The sequence below is a fragment of the Rhizobium sp. CG4 genome (assembly GCF_023701965.1).
Taxonomy (GTDB): domain Bacteria; phylum Pseudomonadota; class Alphaproteobacteria; order Rhizobiales; family Rhizobiaceae; genus Agrobacterium.
Genome location: NZ_JABAEG010000002.1, coordinates 152,222 through 172,547 on the forward strand (window position 1 = coordinate 152,222; position 20,326 = coordinate 172,547).

14 protein-coding genes are annotated in these 20,326 nt (G+C 54.2%); 9 read left to right on the forward strand and 5 right to left on the reverse strand.

Features of this window, described 5'->3' with window-relative positions; translation table 11 throughout:
• Window positions 1-87 precede the first annotated feature (87 nt).
• The 3 genes from HGO37_RS05880 to HGO37_RS05890 all read right to left on the reverse strand — a co-directional run bounded on the left by HGO37_RS05880 (window position 88) and on the right by HGO37_RS05890 (window position 2,764).
• Window positions 88-420: a hypothetical protein gene (locus HGO37_RS05880; protein WP_250982564.1), complete on the reverse strand. Its 333-nt coding sequence runs from the start codon at window positions 418-420 to the stop codon at window positions 88-90.
• 48 nt (window positions 421-468) lie between these two features.
• Window positions 469-1,182 carry a hypothetical protein gene (locus tag HGO37_RS05885; RefSeq protein ID WP_250982565.1) on the reverse strand — a complete coding sequence of 238 codons (714 nt, stop codon included), beginning with the start codon at window positions 1,180-1,182 and terminating at the stop codon, window positions 469-471.
• A gap of 1,324 nt (window positions 1,183-2,506) precedes the next feature.
• Window positions 2,507-2,764 (reverse strand): hypothetical protein, encoded by a 258-nt coding sequence (locus tag HGO37_RS05890; RefSeq protein ID WP_250982566.1) that lies wholly within the window; start codon window positions 2,762-2,764, stop codon window positions 2,507-2,509.
• Between the two features lie 223 nt (window positions 2,765-2,987).
• Between HGO37_RS05890 and HGO37_RS05895 the strand changes: the two genes are divergently transcribed.
• From HGO37_RS05895 to HGO37_RS05905, 3 genes are read left to right on the forward strand one after another with little or no spacing between them, the layout of a single operon-like run.
• Window positions 2,988-7,628: a PBECR3 domain-containing polyvalent protein gene (locus HGO37_RS05895; protein ID WP_250982567.1), complete on the forward strand. Its 4,641-nt coding sequence runs from the start codon at window positions 2,988-2,990 to the stop codon at window positions 7,626-7,628.
• 49 nt (window positions 7,629-7,677) lie between these two features.
• A complete protein-coding gene (locus HGO37_RS05900; RefSeq protein ID WP_250982568.1) occupies window positions 7,678-9,459 on the forward strand; it encodes a hypothetical protein in 1,782 nt (593 codons plus the stop codon).
• Between the two features lies 1 nt (window position 9,460).
• Complete coding sequence (locus tag HGO37_RS05905) at window positions 9,461-9,805, forward strand: hypothetical protein (RefSeq protein ID WP_250982569.1); 345 nt, start codon at window positions 9,461-9,463, stop codon at window positions 9,803-9,805.
• Window positions 9,806-9,866: 61 nt separating this feature from the next.
• Here the strand turns inward: HGO37_RS05905 and HGO37_RS05910 are convergent, their stop codons facing one another.
• Window positions 9,867-10,853 (reverse strand): acyltransferase family protein, encoded by a 987-nt coding sequence (locus HGO37_RS05910; protein ID WP_250982570.1) that lies wholly within the window; start codon window positions 10,851-10,853, stop codon window positions 9,867-9,869.
• Window positions 10,854-11,292: 439 nt separating this feature from the next.
• Window positions 11,293-12,363: an acyltransferase family protein gene (locus HGO37_RS05915; protein ID WP_250982571.1), complete on the reverse strand. Its 1,071-nt coding sequence runs from the start codon at window positions 12,361-12,363 to the stop codon at window positions 11,293-11,295.
• Between the two features lie 296 nt (window positions 12,364-12,659).
• Between HGO37_RS05915 and HGO37_RS05920 the strand changes: the two genes are divergently transcribed.
• The 6 genes from HGO37_RS05920 to HGO37_RS05945 all read left to right on the forward strand — a co-directional run bounded on the left by HGO37_RS05920 (window position 12,660) and on the right by HGO37_RS05945 (window position 20,303).
• Entirely contained in the window at window positions 12,660-13,217 is a 558-nt protein-coding gene (locus HGO37_RS05920) for a TetR/AcrR family transcriptional regulator (protein WP_192491272.1), read from the forward strand.
• 42 nt (window positions 13,218-13,259) lie between these two features.
• The gene (locus HGO37_RS05925; protein ID WP_250982572.1) at window positions 13,260-14,477 is read left to right on the forward strand and encodes an efflux RND transporter periplasmic adaptor subunit; all 1,218 of its coding nucleotides are present in this window, start codon (window positions 13,260-13,262) and stop codon (window positions 14,475-14,477) included.
• Window positions 14,478-14,486: 9 nt separating this feature from the next.
• Window positions 14,487-17,642 carry a multidrug efflux RND transporter permease subunit gene (locus HGO37_RS05930; protein WP_250982573.1) on the forward strand — a complete coding sequence of 1,052 codons (3,156 nt, stop codon included), beginning with the start codon at window positions 14,487-14,489 and terminating at the stop codon, window positions 17,640-17,642.
• A 438-nt stretch (window positions 17,643-18,080) separates the two neighbouring features.
• On the forward strand, window positions 18,081-18,482 hold the full coding sequence (locus tag HGO37_RS05935; RefSeq protein WP_250982574.1) for a DUF350 domain-containing protein: 402 nt from the start codon (window positions 18,081-18,083) through the stop codon (window positions 18,480-18,482).
• A 9-nt stretch (window positions 18,483-18,491) separates the two neighbouring features.
• On the forward strand, window positions 18,492-19,142 hold the full coding sequence (locus tag HGO37_RS05940; protein WP_250982575.1) for a DUF1190 domain-containing protein: 651 nt from the start codon (window positions 18,492-18,494) through the stop codon (window positions 19,140-19,142).
• A 3-nt stretch (window positions 19,143-19,145) separates the two neighbouring features.
• On the forward strand, window positions 19,146-20,303 hold the full coding sequence (locus tag HGO37_RS05945; protein WP_250982576.1) for a glutathionylspermidine synthase family protein: 1,158 nt from the start codon (window positions 19,146-19,148) through the stop codon (window positions 20,301-20,303).
• Window positions 20,304-20,326 lie beyond the last annotated feature (23 nt).

The following is a 20,326-nucleotide window of genomic DNA, read 5'->3' on the forward strand; positions in this document are numbered from 1 at the left end:
CCGCAAATCCCCTACCCGGACGACACAACACGTCCCAACATTCAACGGCCTTGGACACCACTGTCCGAGGCCATTTAAAATGAGTGCCTAATCATTCAGCATGCCCTGCATTGCCGCATAGGCACTGACGACAGTGAATATTGCGCCGGTAATTAGGCCAGCATCTGCCACGCCGCTACGGTAGCGAATACACCGCGTGATAAGGAAGCCAACAAAACCGAAGAGAAAGAAAGCAATCGCCGAGCCTACCTGACTTCCCAGATACCTACCCATGTTGGGATAATTGGCCGGGACATGTCCTACGACAACCATGACAACAAGTTGTGAGACAGCCGCCAACACAGCGAGTTTCAACAACACTCCGCGTCGTGCCGCTCTCCAATTTCTTTTTGCTGTGATGTCTTCAGCCATATCACTCATCGATGCTTCCCCCATTTTTTGGCATTATTAAACAACGTACCTGTCGTTTCAGCGCAATTTCCATGATTTGCAATTGTCTATGCAATATTCAGGGAACAGTATTTTCCTATCCGCAGGACTTAACGTCACGCGAAGACGAGTAGCTGGCTGCGATTTCCAGAGAAACTTCTCCACTCTCATCACGAACGTTTCAGCAGGAAGTATTTCCCGGTAAGCAATTTGATCGCGGTAATCTCCAGTTACAAAAGGTCGATTGACATAAGTAATGCTGTAAATTTTGTCGTCATTTTCTGGTGCCAGAAGTCTGGCCGCTTTGGAGACAATACCGGATGCCCCGCCGTGGTAATTCTCGCTGATAAAATCAATGAAATCTGGATTTGAACCTATTTCCAACAGGGTGGTGTTGGCGTCCTGCACGGGATTAAACCGCTTGTAGGTGGACCATAGCGGCGGCGCACTGAGAATATAATGTGCACCCAGGAATGCCTTGTTATTCTGAAACTCCAGTTCGTACACTTCAGGCTTGCTGTCCGGCCCCTTGATGTCAGTGCACAATTTCGGTCGCGGCATCTCACCACACTGATACCAGCCGGCCAAAGACTTGACCTTGTCGTAACTGTCACCCGCACGCACGCCGTTCCAGAATTCTGGAGGTTTGTACCCTTCTGGCGGCACACCCGGCGCCGACTGCGCAAATGCCGGCGTCGCCAGCGCATAAATCAATAACGCAAACCAGCCCATAAAACTGCGCGCGACTGCCATACCCACCCCTTCGTCCCCACAACCATCACACCGGTAATCATGCCTCATTTAAACAGGAGAGGCATGTTTTGGAAAATAAGCCAGACACGGAAACGCAAGAGCAAAACACGCAAGCCAGCATCGGGCCAGTTACAGCTACGCAACCAGTGGACGAAAGTCCAGATGTCGTAGCAAGGCAACGCCCGGAGCCACTAGAATATATCCAAGTAAGATACATCGACGGACGGCCGGTCTACTTCCAAAACGGACATGAAGACGAAAGTCCAGATGTCATAATGAGACAGCACAAGCTCGCACAAGACTATGCGCAAGTGACCGGAAAACAGCAACCGCCGCTCTACCTCCTGATTGGACATGAGGATGAATTTCAGTCCGAGCTAGACGAAGCGAGACGCGCCGCTATTCTAGCGGATGCGCCGGAGCTCAATAATTGGCGCAATGGAAATCTCGAGAAAGCAGTATTGATAGACGGCGATCTTCCAAACTATGCGGGTTGGGAGAAAGCTGTAGTTGACCTTTCCGCAATTGAAGACTCCGGATCTCGCGAGCCGACGGTATCTCCTCCCGCCACTTTTGGGCAGCACACTGGAGAGTTTTTTAAAGCATTGCCAGGCAACGCAACCTCTTCGACGGGAATGGTAGTTGAGTTGGCCGGGCAGGTATTAACTCCTGTTGACGACACTCAACGTATAGCTCTGGCAATAAGAATTGCCTTTGGTGCGTATCTTTCTGATGCAGAATACCAACGGCTGAGGGAAGACATTAAGCATCAAAGTGTTATTAACAAAGACTTTGCCCAGAACATGCTTTCTGAAGTCATTAGCGGCGGTGCCTCTCCAGAAGAAGTTCTTGAGTTATTTGGACCAAATTACAATTCCGGATTGAAGAAAGTATCGCAGTGGCTGCAGAGCACAGGCGCCTCGGTCCAAGATTACGGAGACAAACTTTTTCCAGCCGCTCCCGGCATGGAAGACAGTATGGGACGAACACTCGGCGCAGCAGCCGGATCAATGCTGCCAGCCTTTATACTCACTGCCGTCAATCCCGTTGCTGGCGGCACTTATGTTATCGCTGAATCAGGAGGTAAAAGGGTAAGCGCTGCCCGAAAAGCTGGACAAAGCGAGGAGATTCAATCTCAGGCTGCAGCGCTAGGCTTGGCAGTTGGTCCACTAAATCTCCTGTCCTTTGGGAAGTTCGCTGAGCCTTTCAAATCGAGATTTCCTTTTTTGGACAATGCATTCTTATCCCTTTTAGGAAAATCCACAGAGGAAGGCGCGAAAGAAGCTCTTTCGCAGTTTTCACATAACGCCATTGAACATTTTCTCTACAATCCTGAGAAGGAACTTTCCGACGGCGTCGTGAAAAGTTTCATAACCAGCTTCGCACTTGCACCGCTGTTTAATTTAGCAAAGGCTGGTTCAAAGCGAGCAATGCCTGTGTCGAAGAGTGCTTTGAGCCACCTGACACGCAGCATAGGGAAAGCACTTAAGGCGAAAAAAACAAGTTCAGTAATCGACAATATATCCACACTGGCATCGACTAATAAGCTGCGAGAAAGCTCGCCCAGAGAGTTTGAAACCATTCTAGGACAGCATCTCAAAGGCAAGCCGCTTGAGACCATATATTTCAACGTAGAGAATATTTTTGACGCGCTCCAAACGAAGGATATTGATCCTTATTACTTCGTAGCGACATTGGGCATAAGCAGACAGCAACTGGACGCAGCTCGCAACAGCGGTGGCGACATAAAAGTTTTGACTGCCGTTTATGCGAGTAGAGTCGTATCTACACCAGAAGAAATATTGTTGAAGAGCCATATACGTTTTGCACCGGACGCATTTTCCACCGCGCAGGCGAAAGATTATCTAAAATATTTTGATCAGACACTAAATGATGGCCGGATAGACGTTAAAACAACAGACGCCGCCGCTAAATTCAATACAGAACGAAATTACCGTAGAACCCAAACCCTACTGCGCCGCAGCGAGCAATTTCCACCTGGCAAAAACTCAAAGGAAAATGTCGGTCGTGCTGGTGACAGCGTGGTGCAGGCGGTACAGGATGCGACGGGGTTTGACATTTCCAAAGCCAAACATTCTCTCAGCACCAAAACTATTCGTGACAGTCTCAACAACACAACACTTTCAGACACACAATTACCTGTCATGAAGGCAGATATTCAGGTAATCCCTGACATCATATCATCAGCCGACCGAATAGTTTCCGGTGCAGAGAATGCACTCGGTCAGCCAATTATTGGCTACATCAAACACATGTCCAATGGCGAGACGCTTTATCTGCAGCAGACGAAGACTGGCCCCAAGACATTTACCGTTGACGCACTGACTAGATATCCAGTTGGCGAGGATCTCGACGCTGTTTCACAAACGGTGCTGTCCGATGTGCGCGCCAAGAACGGTGACAACGTTAAATTGACGCCGGTCAAAAAAGGCGATGCACAACCACTGCCCAGTGAAGACGGCAAAGCCCATGCCCTGCCCCAGGAAAATGGTGATGTGCAACCCTTGCCGCAGAATAAAGCCGGAGGCAAACGCGCATCCGCATCGGAAGGCCGATCTTTAGGGGGGATGGGAGCCGGTGGCATCACGGCCTTCTCTAGCGCTGGTCTTGCAGGCGTAGTTGGTCAGTTCACCAATCATATCCGAGACATGGCGAACGAGGGCGAGCCGACAGCGATGGCAGCCATGGCTCAGCTGAATGACTGGTGGGGCCAAAGCGCGACGAGCGTTGCAGACGCTGGCGCACAAGCAGTTGATAACAACGACATTGCCGCGACCGATGGCGCGACCATTCTTGGAACGGCTTCGACCGACAACACGGCAAAAACGGCGGTAGTCGACAGCGGCCTACAAACACATTTCAGCCAAGCCTTTGAAACCTACCTGCTGGAGGGCAAAGTACCCTCGCCCGAACTTGCCGATACATTTGAAACCGCTCGAAAGTGGTTGACGACGGCCTACCGGACCGTGACTACTTTCGGCGGGCGAACAGGCCCTGAGGTCGCGGAAGTGTTTAACCGCATGCTGGTCAGTGACGGCCAGCTGGAAATGGCGCGTCTGGACGCTGGCGAAAGCGGCCCTGTGTTTTCCTCCGCAGAAGCCATGGGGCTTTCCGAGGCGGCATATGCCGACTTTACGGCCGCACGCCGACAAAGCGAGGACGAAGCAAGTGCGGAAATGCTGCAAAGCGTGATGCAGCCGGTGCGGCGTGAACAGGACAAAGCCTACGCGCAAGAGAAGGCAACGGTGCGCACCCAGGTGGAGAAGCAGGTTAACACTGAAGGACACTACCGGGCGACGGAGCTGATGAGCAACCGCCGCTGGCTTGGCGACGGCGAGATGCCTGATCATCTGGCCGATATTCGTTTTGACGAAGCAATGCTGGTCGCACACTATGGCGATGGTATTCTGGGCCTGCTGCCGCGGGGCAGCCAGACCGTTTATACGGACAAAGGTGGTCTTGATCCCGATGATGTCGCCAGCATTTTCGGTTATGGTTCCGGCGACGAATTACTGCGTTTCATGGTGATGGCGCCGAGCCGCAACGACCGGATTGACAGCGAGACAGCGCGTATTATGCGCGAGCGCCATGGCGATCCGCTTTATGACGGCACCGCCGACCTGAAAGCCATGGACGCCATTCATAACGATCGCCGAGGGCAATGGCTGGAAATAGAGCTGAAAGCGGTTGGCCGATTGTCCAACACGACACAAAACACGACCCTTAAAGATGCCCATGCATCTGCTGTATCCATGATGTCGACCATGTCCGTGGCAGACGCAATGGAGAGCAGACGTTTTCTGGCTGCCGAGCGACGTGCAGCAGAGGAAGCGGAGCGTCTTGGTTTGCAGCTTTCCACGGGATCAATAGTCGACCCAGCGACATCAGCGACGACGCAGAATGGTGACGCCGCCGTTGACGCAGATATCTCAACCGGCACATCCGCTGATAACAACGAGACTGCGAAAAAGCTCTACACCGCCAAAAAGCGGCAGCTGCTCAACCACGCGCTTTATGTCGAGAGCCGAAAAATCGCCCGCGAAGTGGAAGAGATGGAACGCTATGTTCAAAGCGTTGACACCCCGGCAAGGCGGGAACAGTTTGCCCTCGCATCATTCCACGATAATGGCCGCATAAACTACAACAGCGCCATGGACGACCTGCTTGGCCGTTACGAGCTGAACGCCTCACAGTCCATGCAGGCCAATGTCCACTTCGGGACATGGGCAGGCAGGCAGGCAGGTGCAACGGGTGGCTTGGACGTATTTATTGAACAGATGAAGGCGGCAGGTCGTGAAAACGAGTTGGCAATAACCGACGAGGTTATATCCTCCACCATGCGCACACCGTACCGAAAACTGCCGCTGCAATCGCTTCGTGGCGTGGTCAACAGCATCCGTAACCTGCAACACATAGCAATGCGGGCCGGCAAGCTGGTGGATGCCGAGCAGACGCGCGACTTTGAACAGACCGTTTCGGGCGTGTTGGGCGCCTTTACCCGCACACCAACGGGCGCTGAGCAGGCTATCGGGAACGACACGGCGCCGTTCTCTGCAGACACTGGGGGTACCGCCGGCACTAAGGGTTATGGGCGCCCTCGCCCTTATCTTGACCCGGCCATGAATGCCAACCTTGTGCTTCGCGACCTCGATGGATCAAAAAAAGCGGGCACCGTGCAAGCTGCCATCAAGGCACCTGTCGATGCCGCGTCTGGGCGATTACTGGCACGCAAACAAAAGGCCGCGAGTGATCTGGCCGCACTTTATGACGTCTACTCCCCCGCGGAGCGTCAGGACATGGGTAGGCGCGTGCATGTGCCGGCACTTGGAACGTCAATTTCCAAATGGGACATGATTGCCATTGCGCTGAACACCGGCACTGCGGAAAACCGCAGACAGCTGACAGATGAAACCATTGCCGGGGCGTTCAGCGAGCAACAGGTTGTTTCCGTGTTGAAATACTTGGACGCACGTGACGCGGATTTTGTCCAATCCGTCTGGGATTATACCGCTTCGTTCAAGCCGGACATTGCTGCCCGCGAAAAACGGGTAACCGGTGTTACACCACAATGGGTGGAAGCGACGCCGGTTATGATTGGTGGCAAAAAACTGGCAGGCGGTTATTACCCGCTGCGCGACAACACAGATGATGTGCCACAGGCGCTTGTTGCCGGCAAGTTTGCCAAGGCGCATACCAGCGGCCTTCACGGCGGGCAGCAGCAAGGCCAGACGGCCGTGCCGCTTGAGCTTGATATGTCCGTGCTTCACAGCCATGTCAACGAGCTGGTCCATGATCTGGAACTCAGTGAAGTCTTGGCAAACACTGGCCGCCTGCTGCGGGACGAGCGTATTCAGGCCGCCTTTATCCAGACCGGTCAAGGTGCAGACCATGTGATGTTGCAGGGTTGGCTGCGCGATGCCGCGACCGGAGACACATCCGGCGCCGCGTTGCTGAGCGGTACGGCGCGTTTCGCAAAGAACAATGTTACCGCCGCTCGCCTTGCCACGGAACTCGGGTCATCAATGACACAGATGTCCGGTCTGTCCGAGGCCATGACCAGCATCGGTCAGCAGCAGTTTGCCGATAACCTGCAAACTGCCCTGCGGCCGGGCGTGATGCGCCGTGTGGCGGCGCTGTCACCCTTTATGTCCAGCCGACAAGGCACGTTCGAAAACTCCAGCGGAGGCAACACTTCGCTTGATGGGCTTTCCAGCTGGGTGATGCAACGACTGAACTATCAGATGGTGGAAGTGCCGGTATGGCTGGCGGGATATCATCAAGGACTGGACACATATCGACGCAACGAGGCCAAGGCCATAAGCCATGCCGACAGGCTGGTGAAACGCCTGCAGACATCGCGTGATGGGAAACCCTCCGACAATGCGATGACCAGCGTCCAAGAACGAGAGGTTGAAACCCTGCTGACAGCGCTTGGCTCGTTGATGACAGCCAAATCCCGCACGGGCGAAAACAGTGTTCCGCAAGGTGGAATGCCGGTCAGTAACGATGCTGCCGAGGGTATCGCCCTGGCGATTGATATTGCCGCGGTGTTTCACACTGATGCCGTGTTGAAGGCTCTTGCGCATGGCAAGTCTCCAGTCGGTGATGTAGTATCAGCTCTCTCTATTGCCGAGACCATGCCGTTTTTCCGCGATGCTGAAAGCCCCAAAACTGGAGCACCACGCCGTGGCAAAGCACAGCGTTACAACGACAACAATGGCACCAAAAGACTGGCAGGCATGATCAGTGCGTCTGGTGTCCTTAACGACATTGATACGGCCGGTTTGATGGCAACTCTCAACACGACTGGCCTGTCGTTTGGCCTGCCAGCGACACAGATCAGCCAGGTGGTGGAGGCACGCATGCCGCAGACAAAGGGCGGAGAAACCTCACTCATGCAGCTTCTGACCACCAAATCAGCCTGACAACCTTCTTGCGCCTATGGTTCGCCAAATCCCATAGGCGCGAGAAACAATGACGATACCCAGCGAAGTGAACCGCTCTGGCCCTTACAATGGTAACGGCGTCACAACGGCATTTGAATATCAGTTCAAGATTTATGAACCCGAACATTTGCGGGTTATTCTTATCGATACCGATGGCAGCGAGACTGTTCTCAACCATCAGCACGATTTTATCGTCACCGGTGTCGCGGACGATTCCGGCGGCAATGCCGTGTTGAATGTCGCACCAGTCAATGGCCAGAAAATCGTGCTGCTGCGCGGTGTGCCGTTTACGCAGGATACCGATCTCGAAAACCAGGGTGCTTATTACGCCGAGACGGTCGAGGTGCGTATGGATCTGCTGACAATGCAGATCCAGCAACTCAAGGAGCAGACCGACCGCTCCATTCTGGCCGATTATGGCCAGTCCGGCTTAAAAATTGCCAATAATCTTGATGAAGGCGACACGCTGATGATGGTCGGCGGCCTGCTGGGCAAAGGGCCAAATTCCGGCATGATCGTCAATGCCGCTGGTTATGCGACACAAGCCTATCAGGCGCGCGATGCCGCGCAAGGCCACGCACAGGATGCCGAAACCTCAGCCGTTGAGACGGCAAGCTCCGCAGCGACGGCCGCGCAATGGTCGGCACGCGCACAGGATTGGGCTGTCAAATTAGATGGGGTTGTGGATGGAACTGAGCACTCCGCCAAATATTGGGCCAACCAAGCCTATCTGAATGGTGGCGTGCCCATTGGCACCATCATCGATGTCTACGGCAACGGCACCACGATACCACCGGGCTATCTCAAGATTATTCCGGGCCTTGAAATTACCACAGCCTATCCCGAATTGCGGACATGGGCTTTGGCGAACGGCTGGTCCGTCAATGGTGCTGGCAACCCGGTCTTCCCTGCCACTGATGACGCACTGTTCAAACGCCAGTGGAGAGCAAGTCAGACACTTCGTGATGCAGGACGAGTTTTTGGCTCGGTTCAGGCGGATGCGTTACAAGATCATAGACACGCTATGCCTACATCGGGGCAGTCGCCTTGGGCAATTTTTGGCATAAAAAACGTTGTGTCTTCTGTAGTCGCTGGGTTTGGATCAACAGCAACAACTACGACGATTGCCTATACCGATAGTCCAGATGGTAGAATGGCGTCTGAAACTCGTCCAGCCAACATCACCGTCACCTGGTTTATTAAGGCCTATGATGCTCCGTTTGATAAAGCCACGCTTGACGCCACTCAACTGGTCAATGACGTGGCCGACGCGCGCACCCGCGTTGCAACACTTGAGACCACGAAGGGATGGGAGCTTGTCGACGATACCGGAGAACTGACCAACGTCGCCGCCTATACCAGGACGGGGCTTGATGCGTTTCGCCAGATCAGGATCAGCGGTATCCTTCGCCCTAGCTCCAACAACGCCGTTCCCTGTCTGATATTCAGTCCAGACAATGGAGGGACGTGGATCAACTCCAGTTATTATATCTCAGCCAGCGGCATGGTTGGCGTGAGTGCTGGATATGATGCTGGCACGTCAGGCGTTGGAGCAATGACGCCCAGCTACCGCGGTCTTTCCAACACCTACGATATGAATTTCGAAGGCATGATCTTCGAGTTCAACAAGGCCAAGGCGCAATCAAAATATTACAAGGGACAGGCCGTGGGGGTTGATAGCGGAAACGCCTATTTCAGCCTTCTGGTCGGCGGCGCCCATTCTACATCAGCGGCTCTCAACGGACTGCGGATCTACATGAGTTCCGGCAATTTTACTGGACGTCTTCTCGTAGAAGGCAGGAGGGGCTGATATGGAAAAGACATATATTGACGGTGTTTTTCGTGAAATGACGTCCGCTGAGTATGCGGAGTTCAACGCACTTCAGGAGCAAGCTCTACAAGCCCCGACGCCATTCTTGTCGATCGAGCCTGTGCCCTTCTGGAAGGCTGCATGGGAGTTGCTTTCATTAAAAAAGGCTGACGTCTATGCCGCAATCGAAGACCCGGACGAACGTTATCTTGCAGAACTCGATGTCGAGGGACGAAAGTCGTATCGACGGGATGATCCACTGGTCGTGCGTTTGTCAGGGCTATTAGACTTGCCCACTGAGCAAATGGATGCACTGTGGCTTTACGTCCAGGATCATTACGAATAACCGGCGCGGCCAATCCTCAGATTGATGCCGCACGCCCCAGCCTATGCAGGTTTGATATTATTCAGGGAGCCGCCGAAGACGATGACGGCTTCCTGAACATGGTCTTTGACCAAGACTGGAATGGCGCCTCAACAAATCTTTGCCCGATGTAAGCCAGCAAAATTGCCGCCGGTACCGACAGGTATGGGCCAAGCACGGATATACACATCGAGTGGATCAGGTAGAGAGAAAAGCTGACTTTGCCAATGAATGTGAGCGGCTTGAACGACAGCACCTTTTCTGACCAGCCGTTGTGATGACCGTCAATAACGACGATGGCAGTGACCGCAGCAAATACCGGACCGCTCCACGATCCTTCACCAACGATCAACTGCATTGCCAGAGCAGCAAGCGCAACAAAAAAATACTGCGGGTTCTTTAGGGTTTCCCGGTAGTGGAAAGCCAAAACTCCGCACAAAAATGCATAAGCGTGCCACGGCAGCGTATAGTGCCTGAACTCAAATAGGTCTCCACCTATTAGGGCGTAGATCCCGTGGCGCAGTGATGGCAATGCAAAAAATATCGCTGCACCAGCTATGAGGGTCAAGTTTCTTCGGCTTGCTATAAGTACAAGCGGGAATATCGCATAAAAAGCCATTTCGACAGCTATCGACCATTCTACATACAGAATGTCGTTGGCGTATCGAGGATACAGCACATTCAAAAAGGTAAAGTGCGAAATGATTGACGCGGTTGACGGCCAAGCATCCGGCTGACGCAATAGGAGGCTGACAACCAAGGTAAGAAAGTACATTGGGGCGATACGGAAAAACCGCCTGACGTAAAACGCTTTCCAGTTGTAATCCTCGCCCTCGAAAGCCTTCGAAGCTGACAAGCAAATGACGTAGGCAGAGGCAACAAAAAATATAGTGACGCCGTATTTACCGTGGTCCGCAATAGAGTTTCCGATGTTGCCAATCGATCGCAGACCCCAGCCGCCAGCATGGATCATAAAAACAAGAAGAATTGCAACGCCACGGAGGCCGTCAAGGTAACGAATTTTGCCCATATCATCCCTTAGCAGGATGTCGTCACAAGGCAAACTCGACAAGCACTACAATGCGTCCAAAAAAAGCTTAATGCACAATATGGTTGTATCACTGATAAATGCAGCCTTCCTCTTAGTGCCCCTCTGCTCAGGTCTGCTTTTTTGAAAGATTGGCGGCCCTGCCGTTTTTCCTCAATCCACGAAACAATTGCTCGACCGCCCGCAATTCCTGGAACTTCGACCCAGCGATGTAAATATTCCGAAGATATGAATCATGACCACGCCGAGCGCAGCGTATCCTCGAATACCGGTTAAAAAATTTAAGCGCTTTCCATCAGTCATACTTATGTCATCCGACGAAGACGGTTTTGAGATATTGCGCAACTCGCGTGTATCGATGTGGAAGGAATAAGTTGCGTCATAGGGGAATTACGTTTCGTCTAAATTATTTGTTGCCTCGTTATGGTGCCTTCTTCAGCAAGAATATTTCGCGCGCACTTTTCATTGGGAACTCTATGAACCTGTAGCTGAAGCAGGATATCACGACCAGCGCAGACCAAAACGACACGATCGATTGGAATTTCAGCGGATTAGCCTGCATTGTCGGACCTATCAAGAGGCCATGCCAGCAATACAAAGAGAAACACATAGCTCCGGCTAACCTGAGAAACCACATTGATAACACGGCTTGTGTAAATCGCGCGCTACCGAGCGCTGCTACTACGATCAAAACAACTCCAGCCTGAAGGCCTAAGTTGAAAAATGCGGTAGCGAACTTTGGCATCTGGAGCTGAAAATCCCACAGAACAGCGGTTCCTAAGATTAGGCAGATTCCAGCAAAAGCATGCATGTCACCCCATTTCGGCAGTTTTCCTTTGACGAAAGCTATTGCGACTGCGATCCCAATCGCGAAATCATCCAGTCGTCCAAAAACAGAATCCTTAACAGGATTTACCTGCAAATTGGAGAAAGGAAAATAGGTTCCTGCGATCCGTACCAAGAGAGAAAAAAGGCAGATAGCCAACAGCGCGCGTACAATATTGTGCCGGAACATATAAGCTAGGATGAAGGGGCAAAGTATACTGAACCATATTTCCACAGCGAGTGACCAGAACGGGCCGTTTATGAGTGGAAAGAAGTTGGTCTTAGAAAACATAGTCAGCGTGGTCAGCGTTAGTAAGAGCGACCTTGTTTGCGGCGCTCCAGCGTGCATCGAAAAGCCATAACTGACGAACGCTGCGAAGATGAAGAGTGGCAAAAGACGTTTTGCTCTTCGTCTGAGGAAGTTTCTAATATCCTCGCTGCTGGCCAATTTCGACCTACCTGAGGCAAAAGGTATAGCGAGAACAAACCCACTTAAAATGAAGAATATACCGACACCCATCCAACCGTGGCCCAAAATCCATGGGTATCCTCCAGTGAAGAATGTATACACATCGCGTGCCTTAATTGAGTAACCATGCTGATAGATCACCATCAGAATAGCGAGGCCTCTCAAGCCATCAATCACATCAATTCTTTGCGTCGGCATATGATCCCCCAGATCTACCCGGCGCGTATATCAATATTATCTTCGAACATCATCTGAAAATAGAGCCTTAAGCACAGATTCTCGCCGTTCGGATCGGCTCCATTCCGGACTTAACCAAATCGGGACATCGGCATTACAATCTGATGAGACGGCCCATCGAGCGACTTTCCCTTGCGCAACTGTCGACACTTCACCACACCCTGATAAATGATAATTTTTATACGAACGGTCGTTTTTCTATTGCTTTTAAATACGATCGTTCGTAAATCAAAACCCACAACAATCCGGAGAGCGCTGTGGGTCGCACCAGAAAAATCATGAAGGACGATATTCTCGATGCCGCTGAGCGTGTCGTCGTGAGGCTTGGCGCAGCCGGCCTGTCCATTGATGCGGTTGCGCAGGAAGCCGGCGTCAGCAAATCGACGGTGGTTTATGACCACAAGTCAAAAAGCGCACTGCTGGAAGCACTGATTGATCGCCGGATGAATATGGAGCTGGAACGGCAGTCTGCGGCCGTTGAGGCGGCGGCGGACACCCCTCACCCGGAATTGTACGGGCGTATCAACGCTGCATCACGGGTGGTCGATGACACGGAGCGTGCGGTTGCCCTTGCTGTCTGCGCGTCAGTCTCCTCAGAAGAAAAACTGCAGCGGCAGATGCGCGAGTGGACGCTGACCGACATCAAGGCGATGGCTGACGGACCGAAACCGCATGCGGCGCTAATGTCCTATCTCGCTTTGTGCGGCTTTTTTGTCACCGAGCTGTTTGGCTTTTACCAATGGAGCCCGGAAGACCAGATCAAGATCCTTGAAGGTGTGCGAACGATTTACACATCCTATCCCGATCAGACGTAATTTTGGGCCTTAAGGCCTGATCCCGATATTAAAGGAACCACTATGTACCGCAGCATATATTTGCCGCGCCTGAAGGCGTGCCTTATTGCCACTTCTCTTTTGGCCCTGACCGCAACCAGTACACTGGCGCAGGAAGGCATGCCGCCGCCGGCCGTTGCTGTGCTTGAACTGCAGGCGCACCCCATTCCCGTCATCAACGAGTTGCCCGGCCGTGTGGCCGCAACCCGCGTGTCGGAAGTGCGGGCCCGTGTTTCCGGCATTTTGCAGGAACGCGTTTTTGAACAGGGAACCTTCGTCAAACAGGACGATGTTCTTTACCGTATCGACCCGAAACTGTTCCGCGTACGGGTCGCCAGTGCTGAAGCCTCGTTGCGCCGCGCCGAGGCAACCCGAGACAATGCCAAGGTTCAGCTGGCCCGCCAGACGACACTGCGTGAACGCAATGTCGCCAGCGGCATTGATTATGACACAGCATCCGTCAATCTGGCGCAGGCAGAAGCAGACGTCGCGCTGCAGCAGGCCGCACTGGAAGAAGCCAAGATCAATCTTGAATATACCGAGGTGCGTGCGCCAATCAGCGGTATCATCGGTGGTGCACTTGTTACCGAAGGTGCGTTGGTGACGGCGGATGGCACATCCAGCCTCGCCCTTATCCAGCAGATCGACCCTGTTTACGCCGACTTTACCCAGTCGGCACAGGACCTGCTGGCGTTGCGCCGTGCCGTCAATGACGGTCGCCTTGAAAGCCCGGCACCGGGACAGGCCAGCGTCGAGCTGGTTTTTGATGGCGGCGATGTCTATGGCGAAAAGGGCAAGCTGCTGTTTTCCAGTGCCAATGTCGATTCCACCACCGGACAGGTCACGCTGCGCGCCGAATTTCCCAATCCGAATGGTGACCTTCTGCCGGGCATGTATGTGCGGGTGAAGGTTGAACAGGCCGTCAGACAGGACGCCATTACCGTGCCGCAGCGTGCGGTGGTGCGCAGCCAGGATGGCAAGGCGCAGGTTTATGTGGTCGAAGGTGATGATACCGCCAAGGTGCGCGTTGTCGAACTGGGTCAGGCGACCGGCCAGGAATGGGTGGTCGAGAGTGGCCTGAAGGCCGGTGAAAAGATCGTGGTTGATGGCGTGCAGAAGGTGCAGCCGGACAGCAAGGTGGTTCCTGAACCATGGGTCGCCAGCGAAAACCAAGCCGAGAAGCCGCAGGATGCGGCAACGTCAACACCAGCAACGCCGGCCCCGGCAACTTCTGGCCAGTAAGGTAACAAGATGGCACAGTTTTTTATCAGCAGGCCGATTCTTGCCTGGGTCTTTGCCCTGTTTATCTCGATTGCAGGCATCATTGCCCTGCCCTTTCTTCCCATTGCGCAGTACCCCAAGGTCGCGCCACCACAGCTTACCATCTCCACCTCCTATCCCGGCGCATCTCCGCAGGAGATCTATCAGGGTGTGACGCGTCAGATCGAAGAGGAACTGAATGGCGTTTCCGGCATGATGTATTTCGAGTCCACCTCCGATACGTCTGGTGCCGTCAGCATCACCGCAACCTTTGAGGCTGGCACCGACATCAACCAGGCCTCGGTGGATGTGCAGAACGCCATCCGTCGTGTGGAATCGCGCCTGCCTTCTGCCGTGACATCGCAGGGTATCAATGTGGAAGAAGCCGCCTCCGGCTTCCTGATGATGGTTACCCTCACCTCCACCGATGGCAGCATGGACGAGGTGGCACTTGGTGACTACCTGAACCGTAACGTTCTGGGCGAATTGCGTCGTCTCGATGGCGTGGGCCGTGCCCAGCTGTTTGCCGCCCAGCGCGCCATGCGCGTGTGGATCGACCCGGACAAGATGGTTGGCCTTAATCTGACGGCGTCAGATATCAATGCCGCCATTTCGGCGCAGAATGCGCAGGTTGCTGCCGGCCAGATTGGTGCCGCCCCCAACCCGATTTCGCAGGATCTGACTGCGACCGTGCTAGTTCAGGGCCAGCTGTCCGATCCAAAGGCATTTGGCGAGATCATTCTGCGTGCCAATCCGGATGGCAGCACCGTGCTGTTGAAGGATGTGGCGCGTGTCGAACTCGGCGCGGAAAGCTATAACTTTACAAGCCGCCTGAACGGTCAGCCAACCGCCGCCGTCGGTGTCCAGCTGTCTTCAACTGGCAATGCCGTGTCAACCTCTGCTGCGGTTCAGGCCAAGATGGATGAGCTGTCGCAGTTCTTCCCCGCCGGCGTGGAATACGCGACGCCTTACGACACCAGCCCGTTCGTTTCCGCGTCGATCAACAAGGTGGTATCGACGCTGATCGAGGCGGTTGTTCTCGTGTTCGTCGTGATGTTCGTGTTCCTGCAGAACTTCCGCTACACCATCATCCCGACACTGGTGGTGCCGGTTGCCCTGTTGGGTACGGTCGCGGTCATGTATGCGACAGGCTTTTCCATCAACGTGCTGACGATGTTTGCCATGGTTCTGGCCATCGGTATTCTGGTTGATGACGCCATCGTGGTTGTTGAAAACGTTGAACGTATCATGGCGGAAGAAGGGCTTTCGCCCAAGGCCGCCACACGCAAAGCCATGAAGCAGATTACCGGGGCGATCCTCGGCATTACGCTTGTCTTGTCCTGCGTGTTCATTCCCATGGCGTTTTTCCCGGGCTCCACGGGTATCATCTATCGTCAGTTCTCGCTGACCATGGTCGTGTCGATTGCCTTTTCGGCCTTCCTGGCGCTGTCGCTTACGCCTGCGCTCTGCGCTACCTTCCTCAAGCCCATCAAGAAGGGCCATCACGAAAAGAAGGGTCTGGCCGGCTGGTTCAACCGTAACTTCAACGGCCTGACCAACCGCTATGTCAACGTCACCAGCGGCATGGCAAAACGTGCCGGCCGGATGATGGTGATCTATCTCGCGCTGGTTGCCGGTCTCGGTTACCTGTTCATCAGCCTGCCATCGTCCTTCGTTCCGGCGGAAGACCAGGGCAACCTGATTGTCGATATTCAGGGCCCACCGGAAGCCAGTGCCAACCGCACAACCGCATCCATTGAGCAGATCGAAAAGATCTTCCGTGCAGAACCTGCGGTCAAAGACATTGTTGCCATTCAGGGCTTCAGCTTCTCCGGCAGTGGTGCCAATGCTGCCCTGATGTTCGTGACGCTGAAGGACTGGAGTGAACGTGGTGACGGCAATTCCGCACAGGAAATCGCCGACCGTGTGAACATGCAGTTGTTTGGTCTGAAGGATGCCACCAGCTTTGCGCTGTCGCCTCCAGCCATTGACGGTTTTGGCGCCACCGGCGGCTTCTCCTTCCGCCTTCAGGACCGTAACGGCGTTGGCCAGACTGCACTTGCCACTGCTGCTGGCGACCTGATGAGCAAGGCCAGCCAGAGCCCGGTTCTCTCGGGCATGCGTGTGGAAGGTCTGCCAGATGCCGCGCAGGTTCTGCTGGTCATCGACCGTGAAAAGGCCAACACCTTTGGTGTAACCTTCTCTGACATCAACAACACCATCACCGCCAATCTCGGCTCGTCCTATATCAACGACTTCCCGAATGCGGGCCGCATGCAGCGCGTTATCGTGCAGGCACAGGATCGTAACCGCCTTCAGGTCGAGGATCTGCTGAAGCTTAACGTGCGCAATGCCAGCGGCGGGATGGTTCCCCTCTCCTCCTTCGCCATTGCACAGTGGCAAAAGGGTTCGCCGCAGATCGTCGGTTACAACGGTTATCCGACCGTGCGTATTGCCGGCGAACCGGCACCGGGCAATTCCTCTGGTGTTGCGATGGCGGAAATGGAACGTCTTGCCAGCGAAATGCCAGATGGTATCGGCTTTGAATGGACAGGCCAGTCGCTTGAAGAAATCAAGTCCGGCTCGCAGGCACCGTTCCTGTTCGGCATCAGCCTGCTGTTCGTGTTCCTCCTCCTGGCAGGTCTCTATGAAAGCTGGTCGATCCCGCTGTCGGTGATGCTGGTGGTGCCACTCGGGGTGATTGGTTCCGTGCTGGCGGTGATGGCGGCAGGCATGCCGAACGACATCTACTTCAAGGTCGGTCTCATCGCGATTATCGGTCTGTCAGCCAAAAACGCCATCCTGATCATCGAGTTTGCCAAGGATAACTACGCCGAAGGCAAACCATTGCTGGAATCGGCAATCGAGGCTGCCCGCCTCAGATTCCGCCCGATCATCATGACCTCGATGGCCTTCACACTCGGCGTTGTGCCGCTGGCCATCGCATCCGGTGCCAGTGCTGCAAGCCAGAACGCCATCGGTACCGCGGTTCTTGGCGGCATGATTTCGGCGACGATTCTGGCGGTGTTCTTTGTACCGGCATTCTTCGTCTTCGTGCTGAAACTGCTGCGGACAAAGCGTCCGGAAGCGGATGAGACGGAAACGGAAATGGCCGAACCGCAAGTCAAACAGCTGCAGTCGCACTAAACGCAAACTGCCCGCCCTGTCCCCGAAACGGGCAGCTACGCCCAACCCCGATACCTCCTCGGGGTTGGGCACTTTTTTTGGTGCAATCGTCACAATGCCATCGCGCCATCAGTCGGACCGGCCCGGTCAAGGGACATGGTTTTCCTGACGATAATTCAGGTGCAGCGTCAATTAACCACTTCAACTCATACGCGAAAAACGCTAGCGTCCGATTCTGTTGATTGACCCACTTCATTCGGATGTGCCCCCCATGCCCACCTTGCCGTTTTTCCCCGTCACCTCTACGCACGGGTTTGGCTTTCCTGCGCGCCACGGGCATCCCGTCACACCGTAAACATCCCGCAAATGCCCTCGCCCCGTCAGGTGTGCGCCGCGCTGATTGAAGCGCACCGTCACCATCAGGTCTTTCCCGGTTTCTCTGCACAAAGGTTATTTTAGATGTCCGCATATCTGGCAGGCCTTCCGGCTTTCCTCACCTATTTCGTTACCGGTCTTGCCTGCTACGGGCTGTTTATCTTCATCTACACGCTGCTGACACCGCACACGGAATCCCGGCTGATCCGCGAAGGCAATCTCGCGGCCATCGTGGCATTTCTGGGTGCGCTTCTCGGTTTCAGCCTGCCGCTGGCCTCGGCTGCTGCGCATTCCGTCAGCCTGATCGATTATGCGCTCTGGGCATTGATCGGCATCATCGTTCAGGTCATTGCCTTTTACATCGCCAATTTCACGATGAAGGATCTGCACGGCAAGATCACCAATGGTGACATTGCCGCCGGTATCTGGGGTGGTGGCATTGCAGTTGTTATCGGCATTTTGAATGCCGCCTGCATGACGTATTGAGGTGCCATCATGGTCAGACGTCTGATGGGAGAACATCCCTTTCTTACCCTTGGTACGCTTGCCACCGGTGCGATTATGATGACGAGTTGCAGCAAAGATCAGACCATCATCGACTCTCTTGATCGCTGCCTGTCACAAACCCACAGTGAGGATGTGTGCAAGGTTGCAATAGAAGATGCGAAAAAGGACCATGTTGCGACTGCGCCGCGGTTCATCAATATGCCCGCATGTGAAATGGAATATGGTGCTCGCGCATGTGAAATGCTGCCGACAAACCCTGCCAACAATCCGTCCGGAAACGATGTTTTCAGCCCCAAACTGGTAGGCTTTTATTTGCCTTCGGGCATATATTCGCTGGCCACTTATCACGCATACCGCAAGCGTATGGAAGAAGAGCAACAAACGCCACCCGGCACCAGCACAAGTGGAGGTGGATATAGCAGTTTCGGCAGAACGATCTATCGCAACAAAAATGGTGAGAATGTTGTTCCGGACCTTGAAGCACGCGCCAAGGCCAAGCAGAGCGGGCTGCGAGATGTGATCAGCATGGTGCCCTATGACTCCCGCGCCTTTAACCCTCGTACTGAAACCTCCAGCCGCAGCGGCTTTGGCAGCGGACATAGTGCCGGTAGCGGAAGCCATTTTAGGTTGGGAGGCTGAGCTATGCGCCGCATCTCTCTAGCACCCCGCCCGGACTGGCGTGAAAAAGCCGAAGCCGTTGGTTTCAGGTTTCACGAAATGTATGGCGAAGCCTATTGGGTGGATGATGCGGCCTATTGTTTTGAGCTGGAAGAGATAGAAGACGAGATCGAAGCCCCAAGCCAGGAACTGCACGACATGTGCATGGATCTGGTCGGCGATATCGTCAAAAACGAACAGGCGCTTCACCGGCTGGCCATTCCCCGTGAGTATCATGATGTGGTGCGAAATTCCTGGGAACGGCGCGACCGCCATCTCTATGGCCGTTTTGATCTGGCCTATGATGGAAACGGCCCTGCCAAACTGCTGGAATACAATGCCGACACACCGACCTCGCTGTTTGAAACGGCCTATTTCCAGTACAACTGGCTGATCGACCAGATTGCCCTTGGCGCCCTTTCGCCGGATACGGACCAGTTCAACTCCGTGCAGGAAAAGCTGGTCGATGCCTTTGGTCAGTTCTCAAAGGACCGGATTTTCCATTTCGCCGCCATCTCCGACAGCACCGAAGATTACGGCACCACGGCCTATCTGATGGACTGCGCCATACAGGCCGGTCACAGGGCACAGTTCCTTGATGTCAGGGAAATTGGCATTGACGCCGAGGGCCGTTATTCCGACCTGCAGAACCGCGTCATCGAGCGTTGCTTCAAACTGTACCCGTGGGAGTTTATGCTGCGCGAGACCTTTGCCGAGCAGCTTATCGACAACGGCCAGGTGTTCGTTGAACCGGCCTGGAAGGCCGTGTTGTCCAACAAGGGGTTGTTGCCACTGCTGTGGCAGCGTTACCCCGGCCATCCCAATCTTCTGCCCAGCTTTTTTGCCGATGATGCGGACGCCGCCGGATTGTCCGACTATGTGGTGAAACCGCTTTTGTCGCGTGAAGGCGAAAATGTCAGCCTGTTTCGTGACGGGCGTGAACTGCTGGCAGCCCCTGGCGATTACGGTGACGAGGGTTACATCGTGCAGGCCTATGCACCGCTGTTTGAAAGTGAGGCCGGACACGCGGTGCTGGGCAGCTGGATTGTCGGCGATCAGGCCTGCGGAATTGGCATTCGTGAAGACAAATCGCTGATAACAGCCAATCTTTCGCGGTTCGTACCGCACATCATAAGCGGATAACGCCACTCTTTAAACCGCTCTTG

Excerpts from the sequence above, each read along its gene's own strand:
- HGO37_RS05880 (WP_250982564.1), bottom strand. The coding sequence starts at position 420 with ATGAGTGATATGGCTGAAGACATCACAGCAAAAAGAAATTGGAGAGCG.
- HGO37_RS05885 (WP_250982565.1), bottom strand. The coding sequence starts at position 1,182 with ATGGCAGTCGCGCGCAGTTTTATGGGCTGGTTTGCGTTATTGATTTAT.
- HGO37_RS05890 (WP_250982566.1), bottom strand. The coding sequence starts at position 2,764 with ATGGTTTCAAACTCTCTGGGCGAGCTTTCTCGCAGCTTATTAGTCGAT.
- HGO37_RS05900 (WP_250982568.1), top strand. The coding sequence starts at position 7,678 with ATGACGATACCCAGCGAAGTGAACCGCTCTGGCCCTTACAATGGTAAC.
- HGO37_RS05905 (WP_250982569.1), top strand. The coding sequence starts at position 9,461 with ATGGAAAAGACATATATTGACGGTGTTTTTCGTGAAATGACGTCCGCT.
- HGO37_RS05910 (WP_250982570.1), bottom strand. The coding sequence starts at position 10,853 with ATGGGCAAAATTCGTTACCTTGACGGCCTCCGTGGCGTTGCAATTCTT.
- HGO37_RS05915 (WP_250982571.1), bottom strand. The coding sequence starts at position 12,363 with ATGCCGACGCAAAGAATTGATGTGATTGATGGCTTGAGAGGCCTCGCT.
- HGO37_RS05925 (WP_250982572.1), top strand. The coding sequence starts at position 13,260 with ATGTACCGCAGCATATATTTGCCGCGCCTGAAGGCGTGCCTTATTGCC.
- HGO37_RS05930 (WP_250982573.1), top strand. The coding sequence starts at position 14,487 with ATGGCACAGTTTTTTATCAGCAGGCCGATTCTTGCCTGGGTCTTTGCC.
- HGO37_RS05935 (WP_250982574.1), top strand. The coding sequence starts at position 18,081 with ATGTCCGCATATCTGGCAGGCCTTCCGGCTTTCCTCACCTATTTCGTT.
- HGO37_RS05940 (WP_250982575.1), top strand. The coding sequence starts at position 18,492 with ATGGTCAGACGTCTGATGGGAGAACATCCCTTTCTTACCCTTGGTACG.
- HGO37_RS05945 (WP_250982576.1), top strand. The coding sequence starts at position 19,146 with ATGCGCCGCATCTCTCTAGCACCCCGCCCGGACTGGCGTGAAAAAGCC.